Annotated in this window: 21 protein-coding genes; 14 read left to right on the top strand and 7 right to left on the bottom strand. The window is 41.8% G+C overall.

Annotated elements, in window-relative coordinates; genetic code table 11:
* Positions 1–121 precede the first annotated feature (121 nt).
* Both glsA and glsB read left to right on the top strand, forming a co-directional pair.
* On the top strand, positions 122–937 hold the full coding sequence (gene glsA, locus NVS78_RS10075; RefSeq protein ID WP_286359096.1) for a lyso-glycine lipid O-acyltransferase GlsA: 816 nt from the start codon (positions 122–124) through the stop codon (positions 935–937).
* A gap of 91 nt (positions 938–1,028) precedes the next feature.
* Positions 1,029–1,982: a glycine N(alpha)-acyltransferase GlsB gene (gene glsB / locus NVS78_RS10070; protein WP_286359095.1), complete on the top strand. Its 954-nt coding sequence runs from the start codon at positions 1,029–1,031 to the stop codon at positions 1,980–1,982.
* Here the strand turns inward: glsB and NVS78_RS10065 are convergent.
* The 6 genes from NVS78_RS10065 to rplU all read right to left on the bottom strand — a co-directional run bounded on the left by NVS78_RS10065 (position 1,979) and on the right by rplU (position 5,578).
* Positions 1,979–2,599, bottom strand: a complete 621-nt coding sequence (locus NVS78_RS10065; RefSeq protein WP_286359094.1) for a LysE family translocator — start codon at positions 2,597–2,599, stop codon at positions 1,979–1,981. The genes glsB and NVS78_RS10065 overlap by 4 nt on opposite strands.
* 31 nt (positions 2,600–2,630) lie before the next feature.
* Entirely contained in the window at positions 2,631–3,185 is a 555-nt protein-coding gene (ruvC, locus tag NVS78_RS10060) for a crossover junction endodeoxyribonuclease RuvC (protein ID WP_059025687.1), read from the bottom strand.
* Between the two features lies 1 nt (position 3,186).
* On the bottom strand, positions 3,187–3,489 hold the full coding sequence (locus NVS78_RS10055; RefSeq protein ID WP_059025688.1) for a DUF4286 family protein: 303 nt from the start codon (positions 3,487–3,489) through the stop codon (positions 3,187–3,189).
* A gap of 74 nt (positions 3,490–3,563) precedes the next feature.
* Positions 3,564–4,838, bottom strand: a complete 1,275-nt coding sequence (gene serS / locus NVS78_RS10050) for a serine--tRNA ligase (RefSeq protein ID WP_286359093.1) — start codon at positions 4,836–4,838, stop codon at positions 3,564–3,566.
* A 134-nt stretch (positions 4,839–4,972) separates the two neighbouring features.
* Positions 4,973–5,233: a 50S ribosomal protein L27 gene (gene rpmA, locus NVS78_RS10045; RefSeq protein WP_041502055.1), complete on the bottom strand. Its 261-nt coding sequence runs from the start codon at positions 5,231–5,233 to the stop codon at positions 4,973–4,975.
* A gap of 33 nt (positions 5,234–5,266) precedes the next feature.
* The gene (gene rplU / locus NVS78_RS10040) at positions 5,267–5,578 is read right to left on the bottom strand and encodes a 50S ribosomal protein L21 (protein ID WP_041502054.1); all 312 of its coding nucleotides are present in this window, start codon (positions 5,576–5,578) and stop codon (positions 5,267–5,269) included.
* A 301-nt stretch (positions 5,579–5,879) separates the two neighbouring features.
* Between rplU and NVS78_RS10035 the strand changes: the two genes are divergently transcribed.
* The 4 genes from NVS78_RS10035 (at position 5,880) to trmD (ending at position 10,481) form a co-directional block, all read left to right on the top strand.
* A complete protein-coding gene (locus tag NVS78_RS10035) occupies positions 5,880–6,428 on the top strand; it encodes a 1-acyl-sn-glycerol-3-phosphate acyltransferase (protein ID WP_286359092.1) in 549 nt (182 codons plus the stop codon).
* A gap of 2 nt (positions 6,429–6,430) precedes the next feature.
* A complete protein-coding gene (locus NVS78_RS10030) occupies positions 6,431–7,210 on the top strand; it encodes an amidohydrolase (protein WP_286359091.1) in 780 nt (259 codons plus the stop codon).
* An 89-nt stretch (positions 7,211–7,299) separates the two neighbouring features.
* Entirely contained in the window at positions 7,300–9,420 is a 2,121-nt protein-coding gene (locus NVS78_RS10025; RefSeq protein WP_286359090.1) for a S9 family peptidase, read from the top strand.
* 368 nt (positions 9,421–9,788) lie between these two features.
* Entirely contained in the window at positions 9,789–10,481 is a 693-nt protein-coding gene (gene trmD, locus NVS78_RS10020; protein WP_286359089.1) for a tRNA (guanosine(37)-N1)-methyltransferase TrmD, read from the top strand.
* A 480-nt stretch (positions 10,482–10,961) separates the two neighbouring features.
* Here trmD and NVS78_RS10015 read toward each other — a convergent pair whose 3' ends face one another.
* On the bottom strand, positions 10,962–11,381 hold the full coding sequence (locus tag NVS78_RS10015) for a carboxypeptidase-like regulatory domain-containing protein (protein ID WP_286359088.1): 420 nt from the start codon (positions 11,379–11,381) through the stop codon (positions 10,962–10,964).
* Positions 11,382–11,632: 251 nt separating this feature from the next.
* Here NVS78_RS10015 and rpsA point away from each other — a divergent pair, with 251 nt between their 5' ends.
* The 8 genes from rpsA (at position 11,633) to NVS78_RS09975 (ending at position 26,053) form a co-directional block, all read left to right on the top strand.
* Positions 11,633–13,480 (top strand): 30S ribosomal protein S1, encoded by a 1,848-nt coding sequence (gene rpsA, locus NVS78_RS10010; protein WP_434802136.1) that lies wholly within the window; start codon positions 11,633–11,635, stop codon positions 13,478–13,480.
* Positions 13,481–13,487: 7 nt separating this feature from the next.
* A complete protein-coding gene (locus tag NVS78_RS10005) occupies positions 13,488–14,426 on the top strand; it encodes a ribonuclease Z (protein WP_286359086.1) in 939 nt (312 codons plus the stop codon).
* 206 nt (positions 14,427–14,632) lie between these two features.
* Positions 14,633–15,562, top strand: coding sequence for an ABC transporter ATP-binding protein (locus tag NVS78_RS10000; protein ID WP_286359085.1), 930 nt, complete (start codon positions 14,633–14,635; stop codon positions 15,560–15,562).
* A gap of 11 nt (positions 15,563–15,573) precedes the next feature.
* Complete coding sequence (locus NVS78_RS09995; RefSeq protein WP_286359084.1) at positions 15,574–17,862, top strand: Gldg family protein; 2,289 nt, start codon at positions 15,574–15,576, stop codon at positions 17,860–17,862.
* A 39-nt stretch (positions 17,863–17,901) separates the two neighbouring features.
* The gene (locus tag NVS78_RS09990; RefSeq protein ID WP_286359083.1) at positions 17,902–20,175 is read left to right on the top strand and encodes a Gldg family protein; all 2,274 of its coding nucleotides are present in this window, start codon (positions 17,902–17,904) and stop codon (positions 20,173–20,175) included.
* A gap of 474 nt (positions 20,176–20,649) precedes the next feature.
* Positions 20,650–21,204, top strand: coding sequence for a sigma-70 family RNA polymerase sigma factor (locus tag NVS78_RS09985; protein WP_286359082.1), 555 nt, complete (start codon positions 20,650–20,652; stop codon positions 21,202–21,204).
* Positions 21,205–21,259: 55 nt separating this feature from the next.
* Positions 21,260–22,450, top strand: coding sequence for a FecR family protein (locus NVS78_RS09980; RefSeq protein WP_286359081.1), 1,191 nt, complete (start codon positions 21,260–21,262; stop codon positions 22,448–22,450).
* Positions 22,451–22,696: 246 nt separating this feature from the next.
* Entirely contained in the window at positions 22,697–26,053 is a 3,357-nt protein-coding gene (locus NVS78_RS09975) for a SusC/RagA family TonB-linked outer membrane protein (protein ID WP_286359080.1), read from the top strand.
* Positions 26,054–26,061 lie beyond the last annotated feature (8 nt).

Below are 26,061 nucleotides of genomic sequence, written 5' to 3'. Positions count from 1 at the left end.
TTTTCTTCATTTAATTCTTCTATTCACTATTTCATAATCACTCTAACGAATTTAAATGAATAAGGTTTGTAAAATTTATTTTTATCTTTGTCCGAAATTTTGATTTTTGAATAGATTGATGATGGAAGATAGAGTTAAACCTGTCTATATAGAAAAACTTTTTGAAAGTAAGAATCCTAAATTGGCCAGATGGATTCCCGGTTTTGTGTATTCTTTTTTAAAGAGAGTTATTTGCCAGGATCAAATAAATGATTTTATCTCTAAATACGGGGATCGGAAGGGACTGGATTTTTCCGACGGCATATTAGAATATTTGGATATATCCTTCCAGGTAGAGGGTGCGGAGAATCTGCCGGATCCTGACGGGAGATATATTTTTGCCTCCAATCACCCTTTAGGAGGACCTGACGGAATCATTTTAATCTCTTTTTTGGGTCAGAAGTATCCGAATTTAAAGTTTCCGGTCAATGATTTGTTGATGAACCTGAAGAATTTGAACAATATCTTTTTGCCGGTTAACAAGCACGGAGGGTTGGCGAAGGAGGCTGCTGCGGCTATCGATGAGGCGTATGCTTCCGATTGTCAGGTGATCATGTTTCCTGCCGGTATGGTAAGTCGTAAGTACCATGGTGTGATACAAGATCCTGAATGGCAAAAAAGTTTCGTCAGTAAAGCGGTCAAACATCATCGGGATATCGTGCCGATACGGGTTGTCGGAAGAAATTCGAACTTTTTTTATAATCTGGCGAATTTTCGAACCAGGATCGGTTTAAAAATAAATATAGAGATGATGTTTTTGCCGAAAGAAACCTTTAAAAAGAGAGGAGCCTCCTTTACGATAAAGATAGGGAAGCCCATACCGTGGCGGACTTTAGACAATAGTAAGACCTCTAAAGAGTGGGCAAAAATTATTCGGGATATGGTTTATCGGATGTAGAGGTTCGTTTTGACAGGCAATTAAAAGTCTGGAATGAAGGGTAAAAACTCTATATTTTTTTTATTTTTGTACGTAGATAAATCGTGATACCATGCAACCGGTTATATATCCTGTGGAAAAGGCGAAACTGATCGCCGAGTTGACGGAAGACAAGTTTGTTCGCAAGACGAATAAGGGAGGGAATGAGATTTACTCTTTGAATGCTCATAACGCTCCTTGTGTCATGCAAGAGATAGGTCGTTTACGCGAGTTGACCTTTCGTACGGCAGGAGGAGGAACCGGTAAGGCTGTCGATATCGATGAGTTTGATACGGACGAGGGCACACCTTACCAGCAATTGATTGTTTGGGACCCGAAGGAGTGTGAGATATTGGGAGGGTATCGCTACATATTGTGCGATAATCTTTCTTTGAACGCGGAAGGAGAACCGAATTTAGCTACCACTGAACTTTTTAGATTGTCGGAGAAGTTTAAGAAGGAGTACCTGACGAAGATGATCGAGTTAGGGCGTTCTTTCGTGCAACCGCTTTATCAATCAACGAAAATGGGACGCAAGTCTTTGTTTGCTTTGGATAATTTGTGGGATGGTTTGGGAGCTTTAACCGTTGAAAATCCCGAGATGAAGTATTTTTTCGGCAAAGTGACGATGTACACGAGTTTTAACCGGGAGGCCCGGGATCTTATACTTTACTTTATGAGGAAATATTTTAGAGACCGGGAAAGACTTGTAGAACCGATTCACCCTTTAGAGATTCATATTGACGAGAAAAAATTCAGTCGGATTCTGATCGGGGCCAATTACGAGGAGGATTATAAGATTTTATCCAAATGTGTTCGGGAGCACGGAGAGAATATCCCGCCTTTGGTGAACGCTTACATGAGTCTCTCTCCTTCCATGAGGACTTTCGGTACGGCCATTAACCCGACATTCGGAGGGGTGGAAGAGACGGCTATTATTATTAAAATCGAGGATGTTTACGAGACGAAAAAGGCTCGCCATATATCAACCTACATTCCGAGAATATTGCGTTTAAGGCGTTTTTAGTATGAGATGCCGACGAATATGAGGCTGATGCCGATGGCTAAGTAGACGAAAGATTCGATGTAATGCATGGCTAAGGAGAAGTATTTCTGTTGCATCAGGCGACGGGATAGTCTGTCTGAGAGGATAGCCACGAACGAGAATACGAGCCAGGCCTGAAGCATGAATAGGACTCCGAGGAGGAGAACTTCCCCCGAGACGTTCGTTTTTGTCGGATTTACGAATTGAGGAAAGAAGGCTATAAAGAAAAGGAGCACTTTCGGATTCAAAATATTCATTAATATCCCTTTCTTGTATAATTTTTGTTCTGCCTGCTGATGCCGGGGCATGGCAAGTGTGTCCGAATTCCTGTGAAGGAAAGATTGGACACTCAGGTAAATCAGGTAGGCGGCTCCCATGAATTTCAGTATGATGAATGCTATCGGAGATTTGTATAACAAAAGGGAGAGCCCTAAACTTACGGCTGCCGTGTGGACGATCAATCCGGTACACAATCCCGTGGCGAATATGATTCCCGCTTTTTTTCCCCGGAGGATACTTTGCGTGATCACGAACAATATATCCGGTCCCGGCATTAAGGTCAATAGAATGGAAGCACTTAAAAATCCGATTATGTTCATGTTTCCCTCTTTTACGTTCGTTTAAAAGCTGTCAAATCAGTTTATCCGGATTCTGCTTGATGAAATCACCCCAATCCTTGCATTTGGAACCTCCGGTTGTGGGCAGGGAGCCTTGCAAATGGTGACAATAGGCGATGGCAATAGCGTCCGTTTCGTCCAACGTGGAGATCGTATCCGGCATGACCATGAATTTGCCTAAAAGCAAGGCGATTTGTTCTTTAGAAGCTTCTCCGGTTCCCGTGATGCTCATTTTAATTTTTTTAGGAGCGTATTCGAATATGGGAATATTACGTTGTAGGGCCGCAGCAATGGCAACCCCTTGTGCGCGTCCCAATTTTAGCATGGATTGAATATTTTTCCCGTAGAATTGGGATTCAATGGCTAATTCATCCGGGTGATAACTATCGATGACTTGTAGGGTACGTTGAAAAATACGTTGTAGTTTAAGATAAGGATCTTCTACTTTTTTCATATCGACGACTCCGGAAACGACAAGTTCCGGCCTGCAATTTTTCCCGGTAGTCCGAATGATGGCATACCCCATAAAATTAGTGCCCGGGTCGATTCCCATTATGAGTTTTTCCATGTTATATTTCCTCCAATAAGGTGCTGAAATAGAGAACTTGTTGATCAAATTGATCGAGTAGCTTTTTCAATAACTCCTCCTGATGTTTTTCGAGGAAAGCCTGATAATCTTTTTCCGCCGGAAAGATCAATTGCAAGGAGAACGATTTGCCTTGCGGTTCTTGTGTTTTTATCCGGGTGAACAGTATATCGCTACATAATCCTTTCTCCCGAATAGCGGGAAGGTGATGATTTTGCATCCAGTTGATCAAGGAAGCTTCTGTGTCGTTTTCCACGTGGAAGGTGGTGTTGTAAACGTAGCGCATGGATGATATAGGAATGAACTGTTTACCTCTAAAAGCCCGATTACGAACAATTCGGCTTTCAGAGGTAATGGTTATTATTTTATCAAATCGGTTTGCATAAACGGCTGCAATACTTCCGGCACGCGAATGCCTTCGGGACTTTGGTTGTTTTCCAACAAAGCGGCCACGATACGGGGAAGGGCTAACGAACTGCCGTTCAGAGTATGCGCCAACGTTGTCTTTTTGTCTCCTTTGTTTTTAAACCGTAATTTCAAACGGTTGGCTTGGAACTCTTCGAAGTTGGATACGGAGCTTACCTCTAACCAGCGGTCTTGTGCTTTCGAATAAACTTCGAAGTCATAGGTTAAAGCAGAGGTAAAGCTCATATCTCCGCCACAAAGACGAACGATCCGATAGGGAAGGCCTAATTGGATCAATAAACTTTCCACGTGTTTAACCATACCGTCCAAGGCTTCGTAGGATACTTCCGGACGAGTAATCTGGACGATTTCCACCTTATCGAATTGGTGCAGGCGGTTCAGACCGCGCACGTCCTTTCCGTAAGAACCGGCCTCCCGCCGAAAACAAGCCGTATAGGCGGTATTTTTAATCGGCAATTGTTCCGCATCCAGAATCACGTCACGGTACAGGTTGGTAACGGGAACCTCCGCCGTCGGGATAAGATAAAGGCGATCCTCGTTAACGTAATACATCTGTCCCTCTTTGTCCGGCAATTGTCCGGTTCCGAACCCGGAATCTTCATTGACGACCAAAGGAGGCATGACCTCTTCGTATCCTGCTTTTGTATTTTCTTCGAGAAAGAAATAGATTAATGCTCTTTGTAAACGGGCCCCTAATCCCTTGTATACAGGAAATCCGGCTCCCGTGATTTTTACGCCCACCTCGAAATCTATCAATTGATATTTTTTTGCCAACTCCCAATGAGCTAATTGGCCTTCCTCGTGGGTCGGGATATTATTGCTGATCTTCACGATGACGTTATCGTCCGCGTTTTTACCGGGAGGAACACAATCGTGCGGAAGATTCGGGAGTCTGACGATAAATTCGTTCAATTCTGCTAATGTGTCGCTGTGTCTCGCCGTTAAAGCAGCAATCTCTTCCTTTAAGCGGGTGGTTTGTGCTTTAGCCGTCTCGGCTTCGGCTTTTTTCCCCTCTTTCATGAATAGACCGATCTGTTTGGAGATCGTGTTCATTTCTGCCAGCTTATCGTCCGATTCTTTTTGAAGATTTTTTCTCGCATCATCGAGATATATGATTTTTTCCACCAATTCCTTTGCATCAAAGTTCTTAACGGCTAATTTTCGAATAACCGTCTCTTTGTTCTCTTGAATAAATTTTAAATTCAACATATCGATTCGATTTATAATTTACGTTGGATTCCGATCATTGAGTTATCGATCTGAAACTCCTGTTTGCGGTTGTAAAAATAAAAAAAACTCCTGTCTTTAAGAGGCAGGAGTTTAAATATTTTGCATTTTTCTATTTATTCTGCAATAGGTTCTATGGAGACATAAGATTTATCTCCTTGTTTTCTGGTGAAAACAACGTTTCCGTCAATCAAAGCAAATAAAGTATGATCTCTACCCATGCCCACGTTTAATCCCGGGTGATGTTGGGTTCCTCTTTGACGAACGATAATATTACCGGCTTTGGCAAACTGTCCGCCAAAAACCTTCACTCCTAATCGTTTACTTTCAGATTCACGACCGTTCTTAGAGCTACCTACTCCTTTTTTATGTGCCATATCGTATTAAAATTTTAGAAGTTACAAAATAAATTAAGCATTGATCTCTTCAATTTGAAGCTGAGTCAAATATTGACGATGACCTTGTTTTTTAGCGTAACCTTTTCTTCTTTTCTTTTTGAAAACGATTACCTTGTCCCCTTTTAAGTGGGATAGTACTTTGGCCGTAACCTTTGCTCCCTCCACGATAGGAGTTCCGACTTTTACCTGACCTTCGTTTTCCACCAAGTATACTTTGTCAAATTCTACTTGTGAGCCTTCTTCTGCTTCCAGTCTGTGTACATAGACTTTACGGTCTTTTTCTACTTTGAACTGCTGTCCTGCGATTTCTACAATAGCGTACATTGTTTTTATTATTAAAGTTAATACCATGGGGTGGGATGATTCCGCTTTTCATACCCCTGAGGTTAAATTTTCGCTCGGCAAAGGTAATAATAGTTTTTTGAATAACAACCTTTACAATGAAAAAATCAAAACTGACATGACTCTTCGTTTGTACCGGGAGAAGTGTTGGCCGTTGATGCGGTGAAACGGGTTAGGGTAGAGTGAGATTTGCCTCGAAAATGATTATATCCCGGAGAAATCGATTTTATCTCCGGGATTTGTTTTATTTTTGCATGGGATTAGTTTTATAAATGGTAATGGTATGAAATATATTGCTCGTTTTATCATGATGCTTTTCGGTTGGAAAATGGTCGGAGAGTTGCCGAAGGATAAGAAAGCCGTGGTTATTTCCGTTCCTCATACTTCTATTATGGATTTTATTTGGGGAAAGTTAACTTTTATGAGTAAGGGGATACCCACGTTTATATTGATGAAGAAGGAGTTTTTCTTTTTTCCGTTGGGAATGATATTGCGTGCGATGCATGTAATACCGGTAGACCGGGGAAATAAGGACAACCATTTGGTGGAGCAGATGGTGGAGGAGTTTAAGAAACGAGACACCATGTATTTGACGATTACTCCGGAAGGAAGTCGAAAAAAAAGAAAAAAATGGAAAAAGGGTTTTTTGGTAATTGCTAAACAAGCCGGGGTTCCGGTTTATTTAGGACGTATCGATTACAAATACAAGTATTGTACGTGGGGAACCCGCTTTGAGCCGTCGGATGATCCGGATGCCGATTTGCGTTATATCATGTCGACCTATAAGGATGCTCACCCTCGTCATCCTGAGAATTTTTCTACTGGCGATTGATTATGAGAGAAAAGGTGAATATTGCTGTTATACAAGCCCGGTTGGCATGGGAGGATGTTCCTGAAAATTTGAGCTGTTTTGAGGAGCGGTTAGAGCGTGTATCGGGGGCGCAGATCATTGTTTTGCCGGAGATGTTTTCCTCCGGTTTTACCATGCAGGGCAAGGAGAAGATAGCTCCTTTCTACGAAGAGACTTTCTCGAAATTATTGGAATGGGCTTCCCGGAAGAAGGCTTTAATTATGGGATCGGTTATCTTTCGCGAGGAGGAGCGTTTTTATAATCGCTTATTGGCTGTTTTTCCGGATGGGAAGGTAGAGTGGTATGATAAGCGTCATTGTTTCACCATGGGGGGAGAAGACAAACATTTTACGTCCGGAAATAAAAAATTGCTCATTGAATACGAAGGGGTGAAAATAGCACCTTTCATATGTTATGATTTGCGTTTTCCGGTGTGGAGCCGGAATACGGAAATGTACGATATGGCTGTTTACGTGGCCAATTGGCCTGCCGTCCGGCGGGAAGCGTGGCAAATATTGTTGCGGGCGAGAGCGATAGAGAATCAATGTTATGTAATAGGTGTGAATTGTGTCGGGAAAGACGGGAACGGATTGGAGTATTCCGGTGATTCTGCGATTGTTTCTCCCAAGGGAGAGGTGCTGGTGCGATGTGAGGCTTACGAAGATGATATTCGTCAGATGGATATCGATTTGGTCGGTTTACGGGAATTTCGGAAGAGATTTCCCGTACTGGAAGACCAGGATAAGTTTATTATTCAGAAATAGTAGTAATTTTGCGTGTATTGTAGATCATAAGTAGTAATAACAGTTAACGGCAACGGATTTTGTATCCGAAGCTATTAAAAATGTAAGAAATGAAAAAAATTGGGTTAACCTTAATGGGATTGTGTATGATGTTAAGTTTGGCTGCGCAGGAAAAAATTTTGACAATGGAAGAGGCTATCGTGGGATATCACCTCTATCCGCAGTCGAAATATATCGCGTGGCAGGGAGAGAGTAATAATTATACTTATCTTTCCGACAAAAATTTGATAAGTGAAAATGCGGCCACGGGAGAAAAAAGGGTCGTATTGACAACGGAGGAGTTGAATCGGATTTTAGGAACGGAATTGAAGGGATTTCCTCAGTTCTCCTGGTTGGATGAACGGACATTGGCCGTTCGACGTCAAGGTAAGGAGTTCCAGATCGATGTGGTCGGTAAAAGGTTGAAAAATACCGTCGTGTTTCCCAAGGGTGCTGCTAATATAACTTATTGTGCACCGGCTGAGGCTTATGCCTACACGGTGGATAATAATCTTTATTATGTCGATAAGAGAGGAAATAGTTTTGCCGTGACAGAGGATGAGGATAAGAATATCGTGAACGGGCAGTTCGTGAGCAGAAATGAATTTAATATTAACGAGGGGATATTTTGGGCTCCTGACGGAAAAAAAATGGCTTTTTACCGTAAAGACGAGAGTGAAGTAACCTCTTTTCCCTTGTTGGATATCGAGAGCCGTACGGGTACGTTACGTGAGATTAAATACCCGATGGCCGGAATGAAATCGGAGCAGGTAAGTTTAGGTATATACGATATGGCTTCCCAACGTATCGTGTTTTTGAATGCGGATGATTTTGGTAGGGAACAATATCTGACTAATATTACATGGAGCCCCCGAGGGGATGCCATTTACGTGCAGGTCTTGAATCGGGGACAGAATCATATGCGCTTGAATAAATACGATGCGTCAACAGGTAAATTGATAGCGACTCTGTTCGAGGAAAAATCGGATACTTACGTGGAGCCGCAGGATAAATTGCATTTTGTCAACGGTTCGGATCGTTTTATTTTCCGGACGAATAACCGGGACGGTTATTTTAATCTTTATCTGCATGACGGGAACGGAAAATTACTTAAACGTTTGACTCCGGTGGAAGCTGATGTAGAGTTTGTCGCTATGGATAAGGCGGGCAAATATGCATACTATCTTTCGTCCGAGATCTCCCCGGTTGAGAAACAGCTTTTCCGGGTGGATTTGAAAAGCGGAAAAAGAAGTCGTTTGACTTCCGCCGAAGGATGGCACATGATTAACATGAGTAGCGACTGCTCCTATTTCGTGGATAATTACAGCAGCCAATATGTTCCCCGGATCATTGATTTGGTAGCTAATAACGGGAAACAGATGCGTCGTATTTTGACGGCCGAAAATCCGGTGAAGGACTATAAATTCGGAGATATTACTCTGGGTAAGATAAAAGCGGCTGACGGAAGTGATCTGTACTATCGTTTGATCAAACCGATCGATTTCGATCCGAATAAGAGATATCCGGTGATCCATTATGTGTATGGAGGGCCGCATCTGCAGCTGGTTAAGAATTCCTGGAATGCCTCTTTGAGTATGTGGGAGATGTATATGGCCCAACGGGGATACGTGGTGTTTATATTGGATAATCACGGAACACCTAACCGGGGAAAAGCGTTTGAGGATATCATCCATCGGCAATGCGGGCAACAAGAGATGGCCGATCAGATAGAGGGAATTAAATTCCTGACTTCTCAGCCGTGGGTGGATTCGGATCGTATCGGTGTTCACGGATGGAGTTACGGAGGATTTATGACTATATCGTTGATTACCAATTATCCGGATATCTATAAGGTAGCAGTGGCCGGAGGTCCCGTTATCGATTGGAAGTGGTATGAAGTGATGTACGGAGAACGTTATATGGATAGCCCTCAAGAGAATCCGGAAGGCTATGAGAAGGTAAGTCTTATTCATAAAGCGAAAGATTTAAAGGGAAAATTATTGATTTGCCAAGGAGCGGTCGATCCGGTAGTTGTGTGGGAGCATAGTTTGAGCTTTATCCGGGAGTGTATTAAAAATAACGTACAGGTGGATTATTTTCCTTACCCGTGTGCCGAACACAATGTACGGGGCCGGGACCGGATTCATTTGATGCAAAAAGTGACGAATTATTTTGAAGATTATTTGAAATGAAATACGGAACAGGAGCCGGATAGCGGTTCCTGTTTTTTTATCTAAGAAATCGGTCCGCGAGGAAAGTCCCGTTATAGGAAGTCGACGGTATGTGATATTTTGAAACAGGTGGTATCTCGAAGGTATATAATTACATTTACGTAGTTTATTGTTTCTGTTTCTTTGCGTACTAATGGCTTCGATGTCGGAATCGAAATTTTTGTAGGGAGTAGTTTTCTGTCAATATTCAAGGGGAGGACGATGGTAACTTATAGAGCGATTTTTTTGAGGAGGGTATTTGTTGGAATAGGTTCTTTAGAGTCTATGACTTTCTCCGTATATTTGCCTCGAAATGGAAGGCTGTTTTCAACGTTCAATATTATTAATGTATGCGTATAGATATTTTAAGTGTAGTACCGGAATTAATGGAGAGTCCGTTAAATCATTCCATTATTAAGCGGGCGAAAGAGAAGGGAATTGTGGAAATTTTTATCCATAATATCCGGGATTGGTCAAGAGACAAACATCGGAAGGTGGATGATTACTCGTTCGGGGGAGACGCGGGATTGGTTATGATGATTCAACCGGTTTTTGATTGCATTCGGGAGTTGACCTCCCAACGTCAGTATGACGAGATTATCTATACGGCTCCCGATGCTCCGACATTTAATCAACGAATGGCTAATGAATTGTCGTTAAAGGAGAATATTATGATTCTTTGCGGACATTATAAAGGGGTAGATCAACGAATCCGGGATTATTTGATTACCAGGGAAATATCTGTCGGTGACTATGTGTTGACGGGTGGGGAATTACCTGCCTGTATCATGACCGATGCCATTGTTCGTTTGATTCCCGGGGCTATGAATGACGAGAGTTCGGCATTGAGCGATTCGTTTCAGGACAATTTATTGGCACCTCCTGTTTATACCCGTCCGGCGGATTTTAACGGATGGAAGGCTCCGGAGGTCTTGCTTTCAGGTAATCACGCGTTAATCGACAAATGGCAGGAGGAGCAGGCATACGAGCGAACCAAGTTATTGCGTCCGGATTTGCTGGAGGAAGATGAGTCTTCCGAGTGAATCCGCCTTGTCTGTATTGAGGGTTTTATCGTATATAATGAACCCGAGAAGGAAAACGGGTGTAAGGTTGGCGTGAAAAAACAGAATGAATAACGAGTTGAAATGAAGAATCGCTGGCCGATGAATAAATAGCCCGATGGTAATAACTATCAGGCTTAATGAAATGTACGTATCATGATTCCAATGATATTCCCGAATAGATACCGTTATTGTTTGTAGGGCGGTACAGATAGCCTCCAGTGAATCGATTTGTCTGTTTGGGTATCCCCTACAACAATGAAAATAACGCTAAACGATTAAAAAAATAAAAAGACAGGTTTCCGTAAAGGAGTGGTCACAAACAATAAATATATGATTCCTACCAGTATTACGATTATTGAAATTTAAAAATAATATCTCATCCAAGTCGTTTTAAATTTAATTCGAGTCACGGTCCGGATATGCCGGATGTTTATCATGAACAGAACATGTTCGTGTCAATTAATAAGCTTTTAATAGAAATGAAGTGGTACCAATTCCTTTCGCTGGAATGTGTATTGAGTTCGTTTCCGGAAAATTAGCAACCCAATCGGTAGTTTCTGTCGTATCTTCACGTAGGGTGATGGTGAACGTGGCACTACCGGCGTTGGGTACGAATATGGCTGTTTCTGTCGTTTTATAGCCGATGAATGAGATTCTCAGTTTATACTCTTTCCCCATAACGGGTATGTTAAATTCGCATGTACCGTCCGCGGCGGTACTTGCCGTTGCAACCGTATTTCCTGTTTTGACATCTATCAATTCAACGGAGGCTCCTTCAATTGCTTCTCCGTTTGGGGCTTTAATTACGACTTTAACACTACCGGCTAAACTTGGGAGATAGATAAATGCCGTTAAAAAAATCATTAAAATTGTTTTCATGGTGGTTTAATTTTTAGTTAATATTAAGGCCAACGATTCTAAATTTTTTCGAAGATAGTAAATAATATTTAAATTGCAAATTTGAAACAGTACGGTTGAGAACGGATAAAATCGTGTTTTCGAGTACCACTTTTTTGTAAAATTCATTGTAAGCTAAAGATTTATTTGTATTTTTGCGCCCGTTATTAGAAAACATAATGTCTAATTTATTAGCAGAGAAAGAATTAATCATGACAGAAGAACAAAAAGAAATGCAAGTAGAACTTGCAAAAGAAGAAGTAAAAAAAACGGCGCCGGCAGTGGCAACTGCTGAGGCTGACGAGGATTTTGATTGGGAGGCTTATGCGAATGATGATGTGATTTCTGCATCAGAAAAAGAAGAATTAGCAAAAAAATACGCCGACACTCTTTCTTCCGTGGTAGAAAAAGAGGTAGTTGAGGGTACTGTTATCTCTATGAACAAGAGAGAGGTTGTAGTAAACATCGGTTACAAGTCAGACGGTATTATTTCGTTGAATGAATTCCGTTACAATCCGGAATTGAAGGTGGGTGACAAGGTAGAAGTATACGTTGAAACTCAGGAAGATAAAAAAGGCCAATTGACCTTGTCTCATAAAAAAGCGAGAGCTTTACGTAGTTGGGATCGTGTGAACTCGGCATTGGATAACGATGAGGTGATCAAGGGCTTTGTAAAATGTCGTACGAAGGGTGGTATGATCGTGGATGTATTCGGTATTGAGGCTTTCTTGCCGGGATCTCAGATCGACGTGAAACCGATTCGCGATTACGATGTATACGTTGGTAAGACCATGGAATTCAAAGTGGTTAAAATCAATCAGGAATTCAAAAACGTTGTTGTTTCTCATAAAGCTCTTATTGAGGCTGAGTTGGAACAACAGAAGAAGGATATTATTTCTAAATTGGAGAAAGGACAGGTACTTGAAGGTACTGTTAAGAATATTACCTCTTACGGAGTATTCATCGACTTGGGCGGTGTGGACGGATTGATCCATATTACGGACCTTTCTTGGGGGCGCGTAAACCATCCGAATGAGATCGTTCAATTGGATCAGAAGTTGAATGTGGTTATCCTTGACTTCGATGATGAGAAGAAACGTATCGCCTTAGGTTTGAAACAGTTGACTCCTCATCCGTGGGATGCTTTGAATGCGGACCTGAAGGTCGGTGACCGCGTGAAGGGTAAGGTCGTTGTTATGGCGGATTACGGAGCTTTCGTAGAGATTGCTGCGGGTGTAGAAGGTTTGATTCACGTATCGGAAATGTCTTGGTCTCAACATCTGCGTTCTGCTCAAGATTTCATGAAAGTGGGTGACGAGGTAGAAGCTGTTATTCTTACCTTGGATCGTGATGAAAGAAAGATGTCTTTGGGTATCAAACAGTTGAAAAACGATCCTTGGCAAAATATCGAAGAGAAGTATGCCGTGGGAACAAAACATAAAGCTATTGTTCGTAACTTCACTAACTTCGGGGTATTCGTAGAAATTGAAGAGGGTGTAGACGGACTGATCCATATCTCTGATCTTTCTTGGACGAAGAAAGTGAAACATCCGGCAGAATTTACTCAGATCGGGGCTGAAATCGATGTGGTCGTTCTTGAAATAGACAAGGAGAACAGAAGGTTGAGTTTGGGACACAAACAATTGGAAGAGAATCCTTGGGATGTATTCGAGACTATCTTTACCGTTGATTCCATTCATGAAGGAACGATTACTGAAATTTTCGATAAGGGGGCGGTTATCGCATTGCCTTACGGTGTGGAAGGTTTCGCCACTCCACGTCATTTAGTAAAAGAAGACGGATCTCAGGCTCAGGTAGATGAAAAATTGCCGTTCAAGGTAATTGAGTTCAACAAGGGTGCCAAACGGATTATTCTCTCTCATTCCCGTATTTTTGAGGATGAGCAAAAAGCCGTAGAATCGGCCAAGAGAAAAGACGAAGCTCAAACCACGAAAAAAGCCGTTAAGAAAGTGAAAGAGAAGTTGGAAAAAACGACTTTGGGAGATATCACCGAGTTGGCTGCTTTGAAAGATCAAATGGAGGCGAAAGCTGAAGAAGAAGCTAAAAACGAAGAGGCGTAATTGATTCGTGAAATTTGAATTAACCATATTGGGGTGCGGTTCTGCCGTGCCCACTCTTCAAAGAAATGCTGCCGCTCAAGTACTTAATGTGCTTGAGCGGTACTTTCTTATAGATTGCGGTGAAGGTACCCAACATCAGCTCCGGCGTTTTAAAGTGCCTTACAATAAGATCAATCGTATTTTTATTTCTCATTTGCACGGAGATCATTTTTTCGGTCTGATTGGGCTGTTATCTACTTTTTCCATGCAAAACCGCAGGGGCGAGTTACATGTCTATGCCGACAAGCGATTACAGGAGATAATTGAATTTCAATTGAAACTCATGAACTCCCGCTTAAATTATCCCCTGATCTTTCATCATTTGGGACGGGAGCCGGAATTGATATACGAGGACAAGTTGGTTACCGTTCGCTCTTTTCCATTAAAACATCGGTATGAAGCTCCGGTAAACGGTTTTCTGTTTGCCGAGAAAGAGAGGCAGAGAAGTATCTGTCGGGAGATGGCAGAGGCTTTTCAGGTTCCGGTGGCTTTTATGCATCGGTTAAAAGAGGGAGAGGATTTTATAACTCCTGAAGGAGAGATTATTCCTAACGAACGTCTTACGGCGCCTCCGCCGGCACCTCGTTCTTATGCCTATATGACGGATACTCTTTTCCGGGAAACTTTTGCCGAATACGTGCGAGGTGTCGATCTTCTATATCACGATGCCACGTATGGAGACGAGTACGCGGATCTGGCGAAGGCGACTTACCACAGTACGGCGACCCAGGCAGCTCGAATGGCCGTGCTGGCCGGGGCCAAACGGCTTTTGTTAGGACATTTTTCATCCCGTTACATTGATCCTTCTCCTTTATTGGAACAAGCTCGTATCGTTTTTCCTGATACCGAACTTTCCAAGGATGGAGCTGTCTTTGAAATTCCTTTGATAAAACGGGCTCGCCTTTAATTTTTATAACAATTCGTTTATACCTGTACGGACTACGGGAAATTTTTATTGCGACTACATTCAACTTGGGAACCTCGATATTCAGGGAGAGCGAATCTTTGTAGCTTATTTTAAAAATTCTTTAGGAACAATAGTACCAACAACGATTTTGAGTATTCTATATACGTGGTAAAAAGATAAAGTCATTTATTCAAAACTATGTTTATATGGAAGAATCAATTGTGAAGGTGGAACATTTGTCCCATCGTTATAGTGTACAATGGGCTATTCGAGACATTAATTTCGAGATAACCCGTAATGGTATTTACGGTTTGTTGGGTTCTAACGGAGCCGGGAAGTCTACCACGATGAATATTATGTGTGGGGTTTTGAAGCAGACGGAGGGAGAGATTTACATTAAAGGAATAAGTATGCGGGAAAATCCGGTAGAGGCGAAGAGATATATCGGATTCCTACCTCAGAAACCTCCGTTGTATAATGATTTGACTGTAGAGGAGTTTTTGACGTTTACGGCTAATATCCGAAGAATTCCGGATAGTGAAGTGGCCACGGCGGTGAAGAGTGTAATGGGGCGTTGCGGATTGACTCATTTCAGTAAGCGTTTGATCCGTAATCTTTCCGGCGGTTATCAACAGAGAATAGGTATTGCGCAAGCTATCATTCATGATCCTGCATTTGTGGTATTGGATGAACCTACCAACGGGTTGGATCCGAATCAAATCGTGGAGATTCGCCATTTGATAAAAGAGATAGCGGAAGACAGAACGATTATTCTTTCTACTCATATTCTGCCCGAGGTACAGGCTACCTGTGACTATATACGGATGATAGAAGAGGGGCAAGTGGTCTTTGCCGGAACCGTGGAAGAGTTTGATAATTATATCGTGCCCAGCAGTATATTTACTTCTTTGGCTTCTACGCCCGACGTGGAGGATTTAAAATCTCTTCCGGGAGTGGTCGGTGCGGAGCATTTGGGAGGTATCAATTATCGTATTCAATTTACGGATGCGAGAGAGGCCATTTCTCATGTCGTCCAAGCCAGTGTGGCTAATGATTGGCAATTATTGGAAATCCGAATGGAAAAGAGTTCGTTGGATAACATTTTTGCCGAATTATCTACCAAAAGTAAAAAATAAAGAGATTGCGTATGAAGATGATATTTAAAATAGCCAAGACTGAATTGCAGTCTTTGTTTTATTCTCCTGTGGCTTGGCTGATTCTGGTTATTTTTACTTTTCAGGTCGGTATGGTCGCTTCTGCTTTGTTTGAGGAGACGGTCCGTTATCAAGCCATGGGCTATACCGGCGGAGGTAAAACTTTTTTATTCGGGAAAATATTCACTGTCGTGCAAAGTTATCTTTATCTCTACATCCCTTTGTTGACGATGGGAGTCGTAAGCCGGGATTTGGGGGGCGGCACGATTAAATTGTTACACTCGTCTCCATTGCGTAACAGTCAGATCATATTGGGTAAATACTTGGGAGTAATGGTCTTCGGTCTGGCTATGATGGGAGTATTGGTGTTTTATACCGTTTTGGGACTTTGTACGATCCGTTCGATGGATCTTCCTTACGTGTTGTCCGGATTATTGGGGTTGTTTTTGTTGTTGGGCGCTTATGCGGCTATCGGTGTTTTCATGTCCAGTATTACTTCCTATCAGGTCGTGGCGGCTTTGGGCACGTTAGGCGTTTTATCCGTGTTGAATTATGTAGGCATGGTATGGCAAGATATGGAATTTATACGGGATCTTACCTACTGGTTATCTATTAGGGGACGGACGGAAGAGTTTATCCGGGGCTTGATATGCAGTGAGGATGTGATTTACTTTTTAGTCGTTATCGCTTTATTCCTCACTTGGGCTACCCTTCATATACGTTACCGGGTACAAAGGAGTCGTTGGTCCGTACGTTGGGGAGCCTATGTCGGGGCATTGATTTTTGTCATGCTGGTAGGTTACCTCAGTTCCCGGCCGAAATTAATGTCTTATTACGATGCCACCCGGACTAAACGAAATTCGTTATCGGTTGCCAGTCAGGATATCGTTGCCAGAGCGGAAGGCGGGCTCACGATTACGACTTATACGAATATTTTGGATAAGGATTTCTGGTCGACCTTACCCGGAAGAATAAATAGCGACAAACGGGAATTCCGCGAGTTTGTTCGTTTCAAGCCGGAAATGAAATTGAAATACGTTTATTTCTATGCTGATGCGAATAATGAGGAGTTGGATCAGCGTTTTCCGGATTTGAAGGATAAAGAGAGAGCGGAAAGGTTGTGTGATCAGTTGGAGTTGAATTTTTCGAAGTTCCGTTCGCCTGAAGAGATGCAGGATATAGAGGATTTGAGTGAAGAGGGAAATCGGACCGTACGGGTCGTGGAACGGGAAAACGGACAAAAAACTTTTTTGCGTTTTTACGATTTCGGCGGTTTCAGGATGGGACCCGGGGAAGCTGAGATTTCTGCTGCAATCAAACGCTTGGTCATGAGATTGCCTCATGTCGGATTTCTGAAAGGACACGGGGAGCGAAGCATACATAAGGAGGGAGATCGGGAATACAAGCGTTTCTCAAGTGATAAGAGTTTTATGTCGGCTTTGATAAATCAAGGATTTGACGTAGAAGAGGTAACATTGGAAAAGGAGATTCCTGTCGAAATAGATATTTTGGTTATTTCTGAGTTGAGGTCGGCTTTGACTTCGGCGGAAAAGGCCTGTCTGGATCGTTATATCGAAAGAGGGGGAAATTTATTGATTTTGGGAGAGCCGACAGCACAAGATCGGATGAATCCTGTGGCGGAATCTTTTGGAGTTCAGTTTATGTCCGGAAGATTGGTACGACCGTCAGAGGTTTATCAAGCGGATTTAATTCAAAGTATTCCTACGGATGCCGGAATCGCTTTGTGGGATGGGTTGGCGTACATGAGAGAGAGGGAGGGGTGTGTGGCGATGCCCGGGAGTGCGGGGTTGACTTATACGCCGGATAAGGGGTACTCCATGATTCCTATTTTGGTCAGCGATACGGTCGGGTGTTGGAATGAAGTCGGAACGAAAAATTTTATTGAAGGGACGATTACCTATGATTCCTTATCCGGGGATAGGATGGGACCCTTTATTACGGTAATGGCTTTAACCCGCCAGGTGAACGATAAGGAGCAGCGGGTGGTTGTCGTGGGGGATTCCGATTGTATCAGCAACGGAGAGTTCGCTTCGGGGCGAAAAGGCGTACCTGCCATGAATTATACTTTAGTGCGGTCAGCTTTTTATTGGCTTTCCTATGAAGAGGTTCCGGTGAGAATAACTTATCCGGAGTTAATCGATGACTACCTTTTCGTGAGTGAAGACGGCATGGAGTTTTTGAGCGTTCTATTCATGGGAATATTACCGGCTTTGCTGGCTATTGCCGGTATGATTATTTGGATACGCCGGAAAGGCCGGTAATTTGTTAATTATTTATGTTTTGATGTGATGAAAATGATAATGAAAATCGCAAAAACCGAGTTGCAGATGTTATTTTACTCGCCTGTAGCCTGGTTGATTCTTATAATTTTTACCTTTCAATCGGGTTTGGTTTTTTCCGAAGGAGTTTCGCGGATGGTTTTGGAAAAGACGATGGGGTGGAAATTGATGGGCGTCAGTACGAATATTTTCGTTCAGGTACTTTATTCGATGCAGGAATATCTTTTCCTGTATATTCCTATTTTGACCATGGGATTGGTGAGTCGTGATCTGGCTGGCGGAACCATGAAATTATTGCACTCTTCTCCCATGACCAACGCTCAGATTATTTTAGGGAAATATCTTTCCATGATGATATTTGCTTTGGTATTGGTAGGTATTTTTTTAGTCTACCTGCTTTTTCTTTTGTGTTTTGTCGAGAATGTCGATGTGTTGACCATTCTCTCGGGAATTTTTGGCATTTATTTGTTGATATGTACTTATGCGGCTATCGGACTTTTTATGTCGTCAGTCTCTTCCTACCAGATTATCGCTGCTATCGGTACGCTGACCATCTTGTCTTTCCTGAATTATATCAACCAGATGTGGCAAGAGATTGCGTTTGTGCGGGATGTGACTTTCTGGTTGTCTATTCGCGGTCGGACAGGCGGGCTTATCGGGGGATTAATTTGTAGCGAGGACCTTATCTACTTTATTATGGTTCCTGCCATGTTCGTCACTTTTGCGATCATACGTCTCTCTTCCCGGGTTAAACACGTATCGTGGGGAAAAAATGCCATGAAATACGCGGGAGTATTTTTAATTATTGCTTGCGTGGGCTATTTAAGTTCCCGTCCCCGTTTGATGGGGTTCGTGGATGTTTCCCGGGAGAAGGGCAATACGCTGACTCCCCATAGTCAGGAGATCGTGAAACTTTTGAAAGGGGGATTGACGATTACCACTTATAATAATCTGATGGACCGGGATTACATGAAGGCATTGCCCCAGTACGTGAATTCCGATAAATACTCTTTCTGGAGATACATACGTTTCAAGCCGGAGATTAAATTGAAATACGTCTATTATTATGATACGGTTGTAAATAAGCAAATGGAAAACTTTTACCCGGAACTCTCTTTTGAAGATCGGGCCAGAAGGTTTGCAGGAATTCATAAGTTGAAGTTTTCCAGGTATTTATCGCCTGAACAGATCAGAAGCGTGATCGATTTACGTCCGGAGGGTAACTATTTTGTTCGGCAAATAGAGCGGGAGAGCGGAGAAAAAATGTTTTTACGCCTTTACAATGATATGTTCAGGGATCCCGGTGAAGCGGAGATTTCTGCCGCATTCAAGCGTATGGTAATGGAGTTGCCTACCGTGGGATTTTTAACGGGACATGGAGAACGGAATATTAACCGGGAAGGAGACCGGGATTATATTCGTTTCGCTCAGGATAAATGGTTCCGTCAGGCTTTGGTTAATCAGGGATTCGATGTGCAAGAGGTCGAACTTACCGGAGAAATACCTGCCGTCATTAAGATCTTGGTGATTGCCGATATGAGGAAGGAGTTGACGGATGAGGAGAGAGAAAAGCTGGATCGTTATATCGAGAGGGGGGGAAATCTGGTACTTATCGGGGAGAACGGATATCAAAGGTATATGAATTCGTTGGTCGAACCTCTGGGAGTTTCTTTCGTGAACGGAGTATTGGTACAACCCTCGGAAAATTATTCTCCGGATATGGTGTTGAGCAGACCGACTCCGGAATCATGGGAGTTGTCTTATTATTTTAAAGGGATGGCCAAATGGAACTCCTGTGCCACAATGCCGGGATGTATGGGACTGGAATATGCTACCGATAAAGGGTTTACGGTAACACCTCTTTTAGTGACCGATTCGACAGGCGTATGGAATGAATTGGAAACGACTAATTTTATAGATGATACGGTAAAATTGAATCCGGCGGTCGGAGAGAGAGAGCAACGTTATGTAACGGCTTTAGCCCTATCCCGGAAGATCGGTGAAAAGGAACAGAAGATTGTCGTGTTGGGAGATGCTGATTGTATCAGTAACATAGAGTTATTTAAGAGAAGAGAGGAGATACGCGCTGAGAATTATTATATTATTTTAGGGTCTTTCCATTGGTTATCGGATGGGGAAGCTCCGGTTGATGTTCGCCGTCCTCTTCCCATAGATAACGATATCTTTTTGGGAAAGGAAGGTGCTAAGATTACTAAAGTCGCTTTTACCTGGGTAATCCCCGGATTGATATTACTGTTAGCTCTTTTGGTCTGGATCAGAAGAAGGAGCCGGTAGGTTTAGTTTCTTATATTTTCATGGTGTCGTTTGGCGACACCATGTTTTTTTGATTAATATAAAAAAATATAATAATTAAGAAGAGGGAAATGAGGTTCATAATTTTATAATTATTATTGTCTTTCGGAATCGTTTAAAGTGGAGGTGAATGTATGCGTGATAAGTTTTAACAAAAAGATTTGTTAAATCGATAATACCAAAAGGATACATACGTATTATTTAATTAGTAAAGGGTAAGTGAGTGCTTGTAGGTGTTTTTTTCGTTACAAAAAACGATCAATTAATTATGATCCTTGAAAAGCCTTTAATACTCTTGTTTTGAAAGTTCTTGATTCTAAGAATCAATAGTTTAAAATTTTTATAACAATCTGTCCCGTATCATTAAAAATCGATGGTTTTTTGATAGGGGTAGGGAAATGTACGTTGATTTTAAATTTAAAGTGTGCTATAATAATTAAAGGGGGGATTCCAACAATGATAAGATTAGAAAGCATTTTGGAAGGGATTAACAGGAAGGATGAACGTAGCTGGGAGCAATTGTATGCAGCCTGTTATGCGGCTTTGTGTACCTATACGGAATCCTTCGTGTCCGATATGGATACGGCTAAAGATATTGTGCAGGAGTTGATGGTGGGCATATGGAATTCGGATGCTCATTTCTCAACCTCGGCAGAGTTATTAAGCTATTTGTATAAGTCTCTACACAATAATTCTTTGATCTACATAAGGAATAAAAAAACGCGGGAACGGATTTTAGATAAATTGATAAAGAACGAAGAAGAGGAGGATGATCATGATTTTTCAATCAGAGTCGTGCGGGAAGAAGTTACGAGATTGTTGTATATGCATATAAGAACTTTACCTCGGATGCGAAGAAAGATTGTTGAGTTGAGTATAAATGGTTTTTCGGGAAAAGAGATCGCAAATAAATTGGGAATTAGTATTAATACGGTGAAAGTTCAGAAAAATAGAAGTATAAAGTATTTACGTGATTGTTTAATAAATGTGAAAATGGAATACGAACTCTGATTTTTTGAAAAAAAAGAGTAATACCGAGTAAAGATTTAAGTATTCTATAATTGATATGAAGGAAGAAAAGCGATATATAGAGTTGATTCTTAAGTCCTGGGCTGGAACACTAACGTTAGCGGAAAGACGAGAGTTGGAAGAGTTATTGAAAAAGGAAGAGTGGGCGGAATTGAAAAGTGAGTTGGAGAATGACCGCATTTTGATGGGGCGTTTCAAGGAGTATGAAAAATACGATACGACAGGAGATTTTTTGTTGTTTTTGGAGCGGGTACGCAAGAGTAAAAAAACGACGAAAAAACAGAGGTCTATGTCCCGAATGTTTGCTTACGCGGCTTGTTTCGCATGTTTGATCATGGCTTCGTGGATATTTATTCATCAAGGATTCTTACCGGTTGACGGAAGCGTCGCAAAAGTTCCGTCGATGGAACCTATAGACCGGAATAGAATCCGTTTGATTTTAGACAATGATTCCATGATTGCTTTATCGGGAGAAGCAGAAGCTAAAAAATTGGATACGTTAGGAGTTTCTTTCATGACGGGTATACAGACTTTAGATTATACTCGGGTGAAGCGGGATACGTTGGTCGATTCTATGACCTATCATACTTTAATCGTTCCCAAAGGGTGTGTATTCAACATCGTTTTGGAAGACAGTACGAAAGTGTATCTGAATGCGGAGACCGTGATAAAATACCCGAGGTTTTTTGCTGGAAATAGGCGGGAGATCTATATAGAGGGGGAAGCCTATTTCGAGGTTAATAGAGATGAGGAGAGACCTTTTATCGTAAAAGGAAATAATTTCTTCGTGGAGGTGTTGGGAACTTCATTCGATGTGATGAATTATGAGAATGAACACGAATCGCGGGTAACCTTACTATCCGGTAAGGTAAGGATGTGTACCGGAGATACCTCTTTACAATTGATGCCCGGGGAACAGCTCTCTCTTTCTGTTGCCAACGAGATAAATGTACGTCGTGTAAATACAAAAAATGTGATATCATGGATGGAGCGTAAGTTCAATTTCGAAGGAGAGACCTTGGAAATGATTATGAGAAAAATTTGTCGATGGTATGACGTGGAAGTTCTGTTTGAGAAACCTTCTTTACGGGAATCGCGTTTTACGGGGACACCTCCGAATAATATTTCGTTACAGGAGTTATTGGATGAATTTTTAAATTATACTACGGATATAGAATTTACATTACATAACGGTGTGATTAGTGTAAAAGAGTTAAAGCATATTTAAATTTATTGGTAATTAGTTAATTGATAGAGTCAGGAGATATCTAAAAGGGGAATTTATATTTTGAACTGTAGTTTTTTAATTAAAATTCATATTGTAAAATAAAAATATATAATAATTAGTTGAAAAATCTAATATCAATTTTCGGCAAATTCTACAACCAATCTACAAACAGCGGTGAAACCCGCATAAAAGGAGGCAAACGAATGGAAGGCGGGTTTCATTTTTAGTAATTTAAAACTAATCTACATGAAAAAAAAGAAGTCAAACTTATTGATGATGGGAAAAAAGATAAGTAGGATCTTATCTCTTTTTATCTTGCTTCAAGTGTTCGGGTTCGCAATTTGTCGGGCACAGTCATCGACAGAGCCTAAGTTAACCGTGGAATTCGAGAAGTCAACGTTTATGCAGGTGTTGGATTACATTAAAGAAAACACCAATTACGATTACATGTGTAATAATGAGGAGATGAAAAAGATTCCTTTGATTACGCGTTCTTTTGAGAATGCCCCGGTTTCTGAAATTCTCGAAGTGTGTTTAAAGGATACGGAATACACTTTCGTTATTACCCGAAACGTGATTGTTATTCAAAAAAGACAGTCGAAAACTGCCGTTTTGGAACAGGTTACTATTCGTGGAAAAATTTTCGACGAGAAAGATCAGCCTCTGCCCGGTGCTGCGATTGTTGTCAAAGGAACCCATTTGGGGGTAACCTCCGATGTAGATGGAAACTTTAGTTTGTCTCTTCCCAGGAAGGATACGGTTCGTCTGTTGGTAAGTTTCGTGGGAATGATTACCAAAGAGGTAACCGTTACGGATTTTCAAAAAGAGGTTATAGTTAAGATGGAGCTCGAGGTAAAACAGGTGGAAGAAGTTATTGTTACCGGGTACGGTAATATTCGGAGGTCCGCTTTTACGGGGAATGCGGTGAGTGTGACTCGCGAAGAGCTTTTGAAGGTTTCCAAGACGAATGCCGTTGCCGCTTTGCAGGTTTTCGATCCCTCTTTCCGGATCATAGATAATAATTTATGGGGTTCGGACCCGAATGCTTTGCCGGAAGTACGGCTCCGCGGCCAGGCCAGTATCGGTGTGAAAGATTTGGATCGGAGCAGTGTATCCAAATCGGTATTGCGTAATAATCCGAATCTGCCTCTTTTCATCATGGATGGATTTAAGGTATCGATCGAGCGCGTATACGATATGGATCCGAACCGTATCGAAAGTATGACTATTTTGAAAGATGCGGCAGCCACGGCGCGATACGGAGCTGAAGCCGCTAACGGTGTTGTTGTTATCACGACAGTAGCTCCTAAAGCCGGAGAAGTTCAATTTACCTATAATATGACGGGTATTTTGGAAATGCCTAATTTGCACGGTTATAATCTGATGAACGCCGAGGAAAAAGTGGAGGCTGAAAAAGCTGCTGGTTTGTACGACTTTACGGATCCCGTTTCTCGAACTTTGTATAACGAGAAAATGAAACTTTTAGCCCGCGGCGTCGATACCTATTGGTTGAGTAAGCCTTTAAGAAACAATTTCAACCATACTCATAGTTTGACGGTGGAAGGCGGTTCTAAAGAGATGAGATACGGACTTAATTTTGCTTTTGATGATCAGAAGGGGGCGATGAAGGGTTCTTACAGACAAGGGCTCGACGTCTCTTTTGATTTCCGCTATTTGACGGAAAAGGTACAGGTCTCCAATTTGATCAGGTATGGTGTCGTGAAAAGTCATGAATCTCCCTATGGAAATTTTTCCGATTATACGACCTTATTGCCTTATCTCGAGTATAAAGATGCTGACGGAAAGTATGTGAAGTCATTGAAGGATTTTGACTTACATTCAGATCGTTTTAATCCGAATCCTTTGTATGAAGCGAATATAGGAAACTATGACAAGTCTAAATACAACGAGTTGACCGAACAATTCAGTATCAGATGGTATATCTATCCTACACTTCAATTGGAAGGAAGATTGCAGATAAATCAGAGGAGAGACAGGGGAGATAAATTCACCCATCCGGAGTCTTTGTATAGCGAAAGAGAAGCGGGCGACGATATGTCTTTGCAAGGGCAATTAAGTCGCACCGACGGCGATGATGTTTCATGGCAGGGGCGTGTTTCTTTAACTTATAATGAGTTGGTAGGTAAACATAATATGAATCTTTCCGCCGCAATGGACGTTTCAACTTCCAAAAGGGAGAACAATGCAGCTGTTTACAGGGGATTCCCTTCCGGGGAATTTACCTCTATCAGTTTTGCTAAAGAGGTGGTGGATAAGCCGACTTCAAGCGATGAGAAGAGAAGAACGCTCGGTTTTACCTTGATGTTTAATTATTCTTATAATGATATCTATCTGGGGGATGTCTCTGTTAAGATGGACGGTTCTTCCGAATACGGTTCCGATCGTCGTTTCGCGCCTTTCTGGGCATTCGGTGCCGGTATCAATATTCACAATTATCCGTTTATGAAAAATTCCGTTATTTCTAAGTTGAAACTTCGCGGATCTTACGGAACCGAGGGATCCTTGAACTTCCCTTCATATGCAGCGATTCCGATGCACGAGATTGATATTTCTCGTTGGTATGCAACAGGTCCTGGAGCGTCTTTGATGAGCACGAGAGGTAACACGGACTTGGAGTGGCAAAAAACAAAATTGTTTGATGTCGGTCTCGAATTGGGAATTTTAAATGATCTTATTTACATCCATCCTTCTTACTATATAAAGATTACCAACGGATTGGTGGATAATGTTACGCTACCTTCTTCAACCGGTTTCAGTACTTACACCAGTAATGTGGGTAAAACCGAGAATAAAGGTTTCGAGGTAGAATTGAGAAGTAACATCATTAATCGTCAAGATCTCTATTTGGCCGTATTTGCCAATTTGGCTCATGTGACGAATAAGATTAAGAAGATCTCGGATGCTTTGAAGGCTTATAATGATAAGGTAAACGAATACTATTCGGATCAGGAGAACGATGTAACCCGTGTATTGACCAAATATGAAGAGGGACAATCCACGACGGCCGTTTACGGAATGAAATCCTTGGGTATCGATCCGGCGACGGGTAAAGAACTTTATGTTTACAAAGACGGGACTGTGGGGTACGAATGGAAAGCCACGGAGATGAGTGTTATTGGAGACAAAACGCCGAAAGCGGACGGTTCGTTCGGTCTTAACTTCAGGTATAAAGGATTCTCTTTGTTTACGGCCTTTACTTATAAGTTCGGAGGAGATTTTTACAATACTACATTGATATCGAAAGTCGAAAATGCCGATTTCAAAAAGAATGTGGATAAGCGAGCCATGGAATTGCGTTGGCAAAATCCCGGTGATATCACCATGTATAAGGATATAAAAGATCGTGAAGTCGATACGAAACCTACTTCTCGTTTTATGCAGCGTGATAATGAATTGAAATGGAATTCCTTGACATTGGAGTATGATTTCTCGGGAGAAAAATTGCAGAAATATGGTATCAATATGTTGCGGTTCTCTGTGGGAACGACAGATATTTGGAGACTCTCTACGGTGAAGACAGAGCGGGGAACGAATTATCCTTATGCGAATTCAGTGAACTTCACTTTAAATATTGGTTTCTGATCGATGGA

The sequence above is a fragment of the Gabonibacter chumensis genome (assembly GCF_024741215.1).
Lineage (GTDB): Bacteria > Bacteroidota > Bacteroidia > Bacteroidales > Marinifilaceae > Gabonibacter > Gabonibacter massiliensis.
Note: the sequence above shows the minus strand (reverse complement) of the source record. Positions and strands in the feature narration are given on the sequence as shown.

Coding starts and splice junctions, on each gene's coding strand:
- NVS78_RS10000 (WP_286359085.1), top strand. CDS start 14,633: ATGGAAGAATCAATTGTGAAGGTGGAACATTTGTCCCATCGTTATAGT.
- glsA (WP_286359096.1), top strand. CDS start 122: ATGGAAGATAGAGTTAAACCTGTCTATATAGAAAAACTTTTTGAAAGT.
- NVS78_RS10065 (WP_286359094.1), bottom strand. CDS start 2,599: ATGAACATAATCGGATTTTTAAGTGCTTCCATTCTATTGACCTTAATG.
- NVS78_RS09995 (WP_286359084.1), top strand. CDS start 15,574: ATGAAGATGATATTTAAAATAGCCAAGACTGAATTGCAGTCTTTGTTT.
- NVS78_RS09975 (WP_286359080.1), top strand. CDS start 22,697: ATGAAAAAAAAGAAGTCAAACTTATTGATGATGGGAAAAAAGATAAGT.
- NVS78_RS10035 (WP_286359092.1), top strand. CDS start 5,880: ATGAAATATATTGCTCGTTTTATCATGATGCTTTTCGGTTGGAAAATG.
- glsB (WP_286359095.1), top strand. CDS start 1,029: ATGCAACCGGTTATATATCCTGTGGAAAAGGCGAAACTGATCGCCGAG.
- rplU (WP_041502054.1), bottom strand. CDS start 5,578: ATGTACGCTATTGTAGAAATCGCAGGACAGCAGTTCAAAGTAGAAAAA.
- NVS78_RS09990 (WP_286359083.1), top strand. CDS start 17,902: ATGAAAATCGCAAAAACCGAGTTGCAGATGTTATTTTACTCGCCTGTA.
- NVS78_RS09980 (WP_286359081.1), top strand. CDS start 21,260: ATGAAGGAAGAAAAGCGATATATAGAGTTGATTCTTAAGTCCTGGGCT.
- trmD (WP_286359089.1), top strand. CDS start 9,789: ATGCGTATAGATATTTTAAGTGTAGTACCGGAATTAATGGAGAGTCCG.
- NVS78_RS10015 (WP_286359088.1), bottom strand. CDS start 11,381: ATGAAAACAATTTTAATGATTTTTTTAACGGCATTTATCTATCTCCCA.
- rpmA (WP_041502055.1), bottom strand. CDS start 5,233: ATGGCACATAAAAAAGGAGTAGGTAGCTCTAAGAACGGTCGTGAATCT.
- serS (WP_286359093.1), bottom strand. CDS start 4,838: ATGTTGAATTTAAAATTTATTCAAGAGAACAAAGAGACGGTTATTCGA.
- NVS78_RS10025 (WP_286359090.1), top strand. CDS start 7,300: ATGAAAAAAATTGGGTTAACCTTAATGGGATTGTGTATGATGTTAAGT.
- NVS78_RS09985 (WP_286359082.1), top strand. CDS start 20,650: ATGATAAGATTAGAAAGCATTTTGGAAGGGATTAACAGGAAGGATGAA.
- NVS78_RS10055 (WP_059025688.1), bottom strand. CDS start 3,489: ATGCGCTACGTTTACAACACCACCTTCCACGTGGAAAACGACACAGAA.
- ruvC (WP_059025687.1), bottom strand. CDS start 3,185: ATGGAAAAACTCATAATGGGAATCGACCCGGGCACTAATTTTATGGGG.
- rpsA (WP_434802136.1), top strand. CDS start 11,633: ATGCAAGTAGAACTTGCAAAAGAAGAAGTAAAAAAAACGGCGCCGGCA.
- NVS78_RS10030 (WP_286359091.1), top strand. CDS start 6,431: ATGAGAGAAAAGGTGAATATTGCTGTTATACAAGCCCGGTTGGCATGG.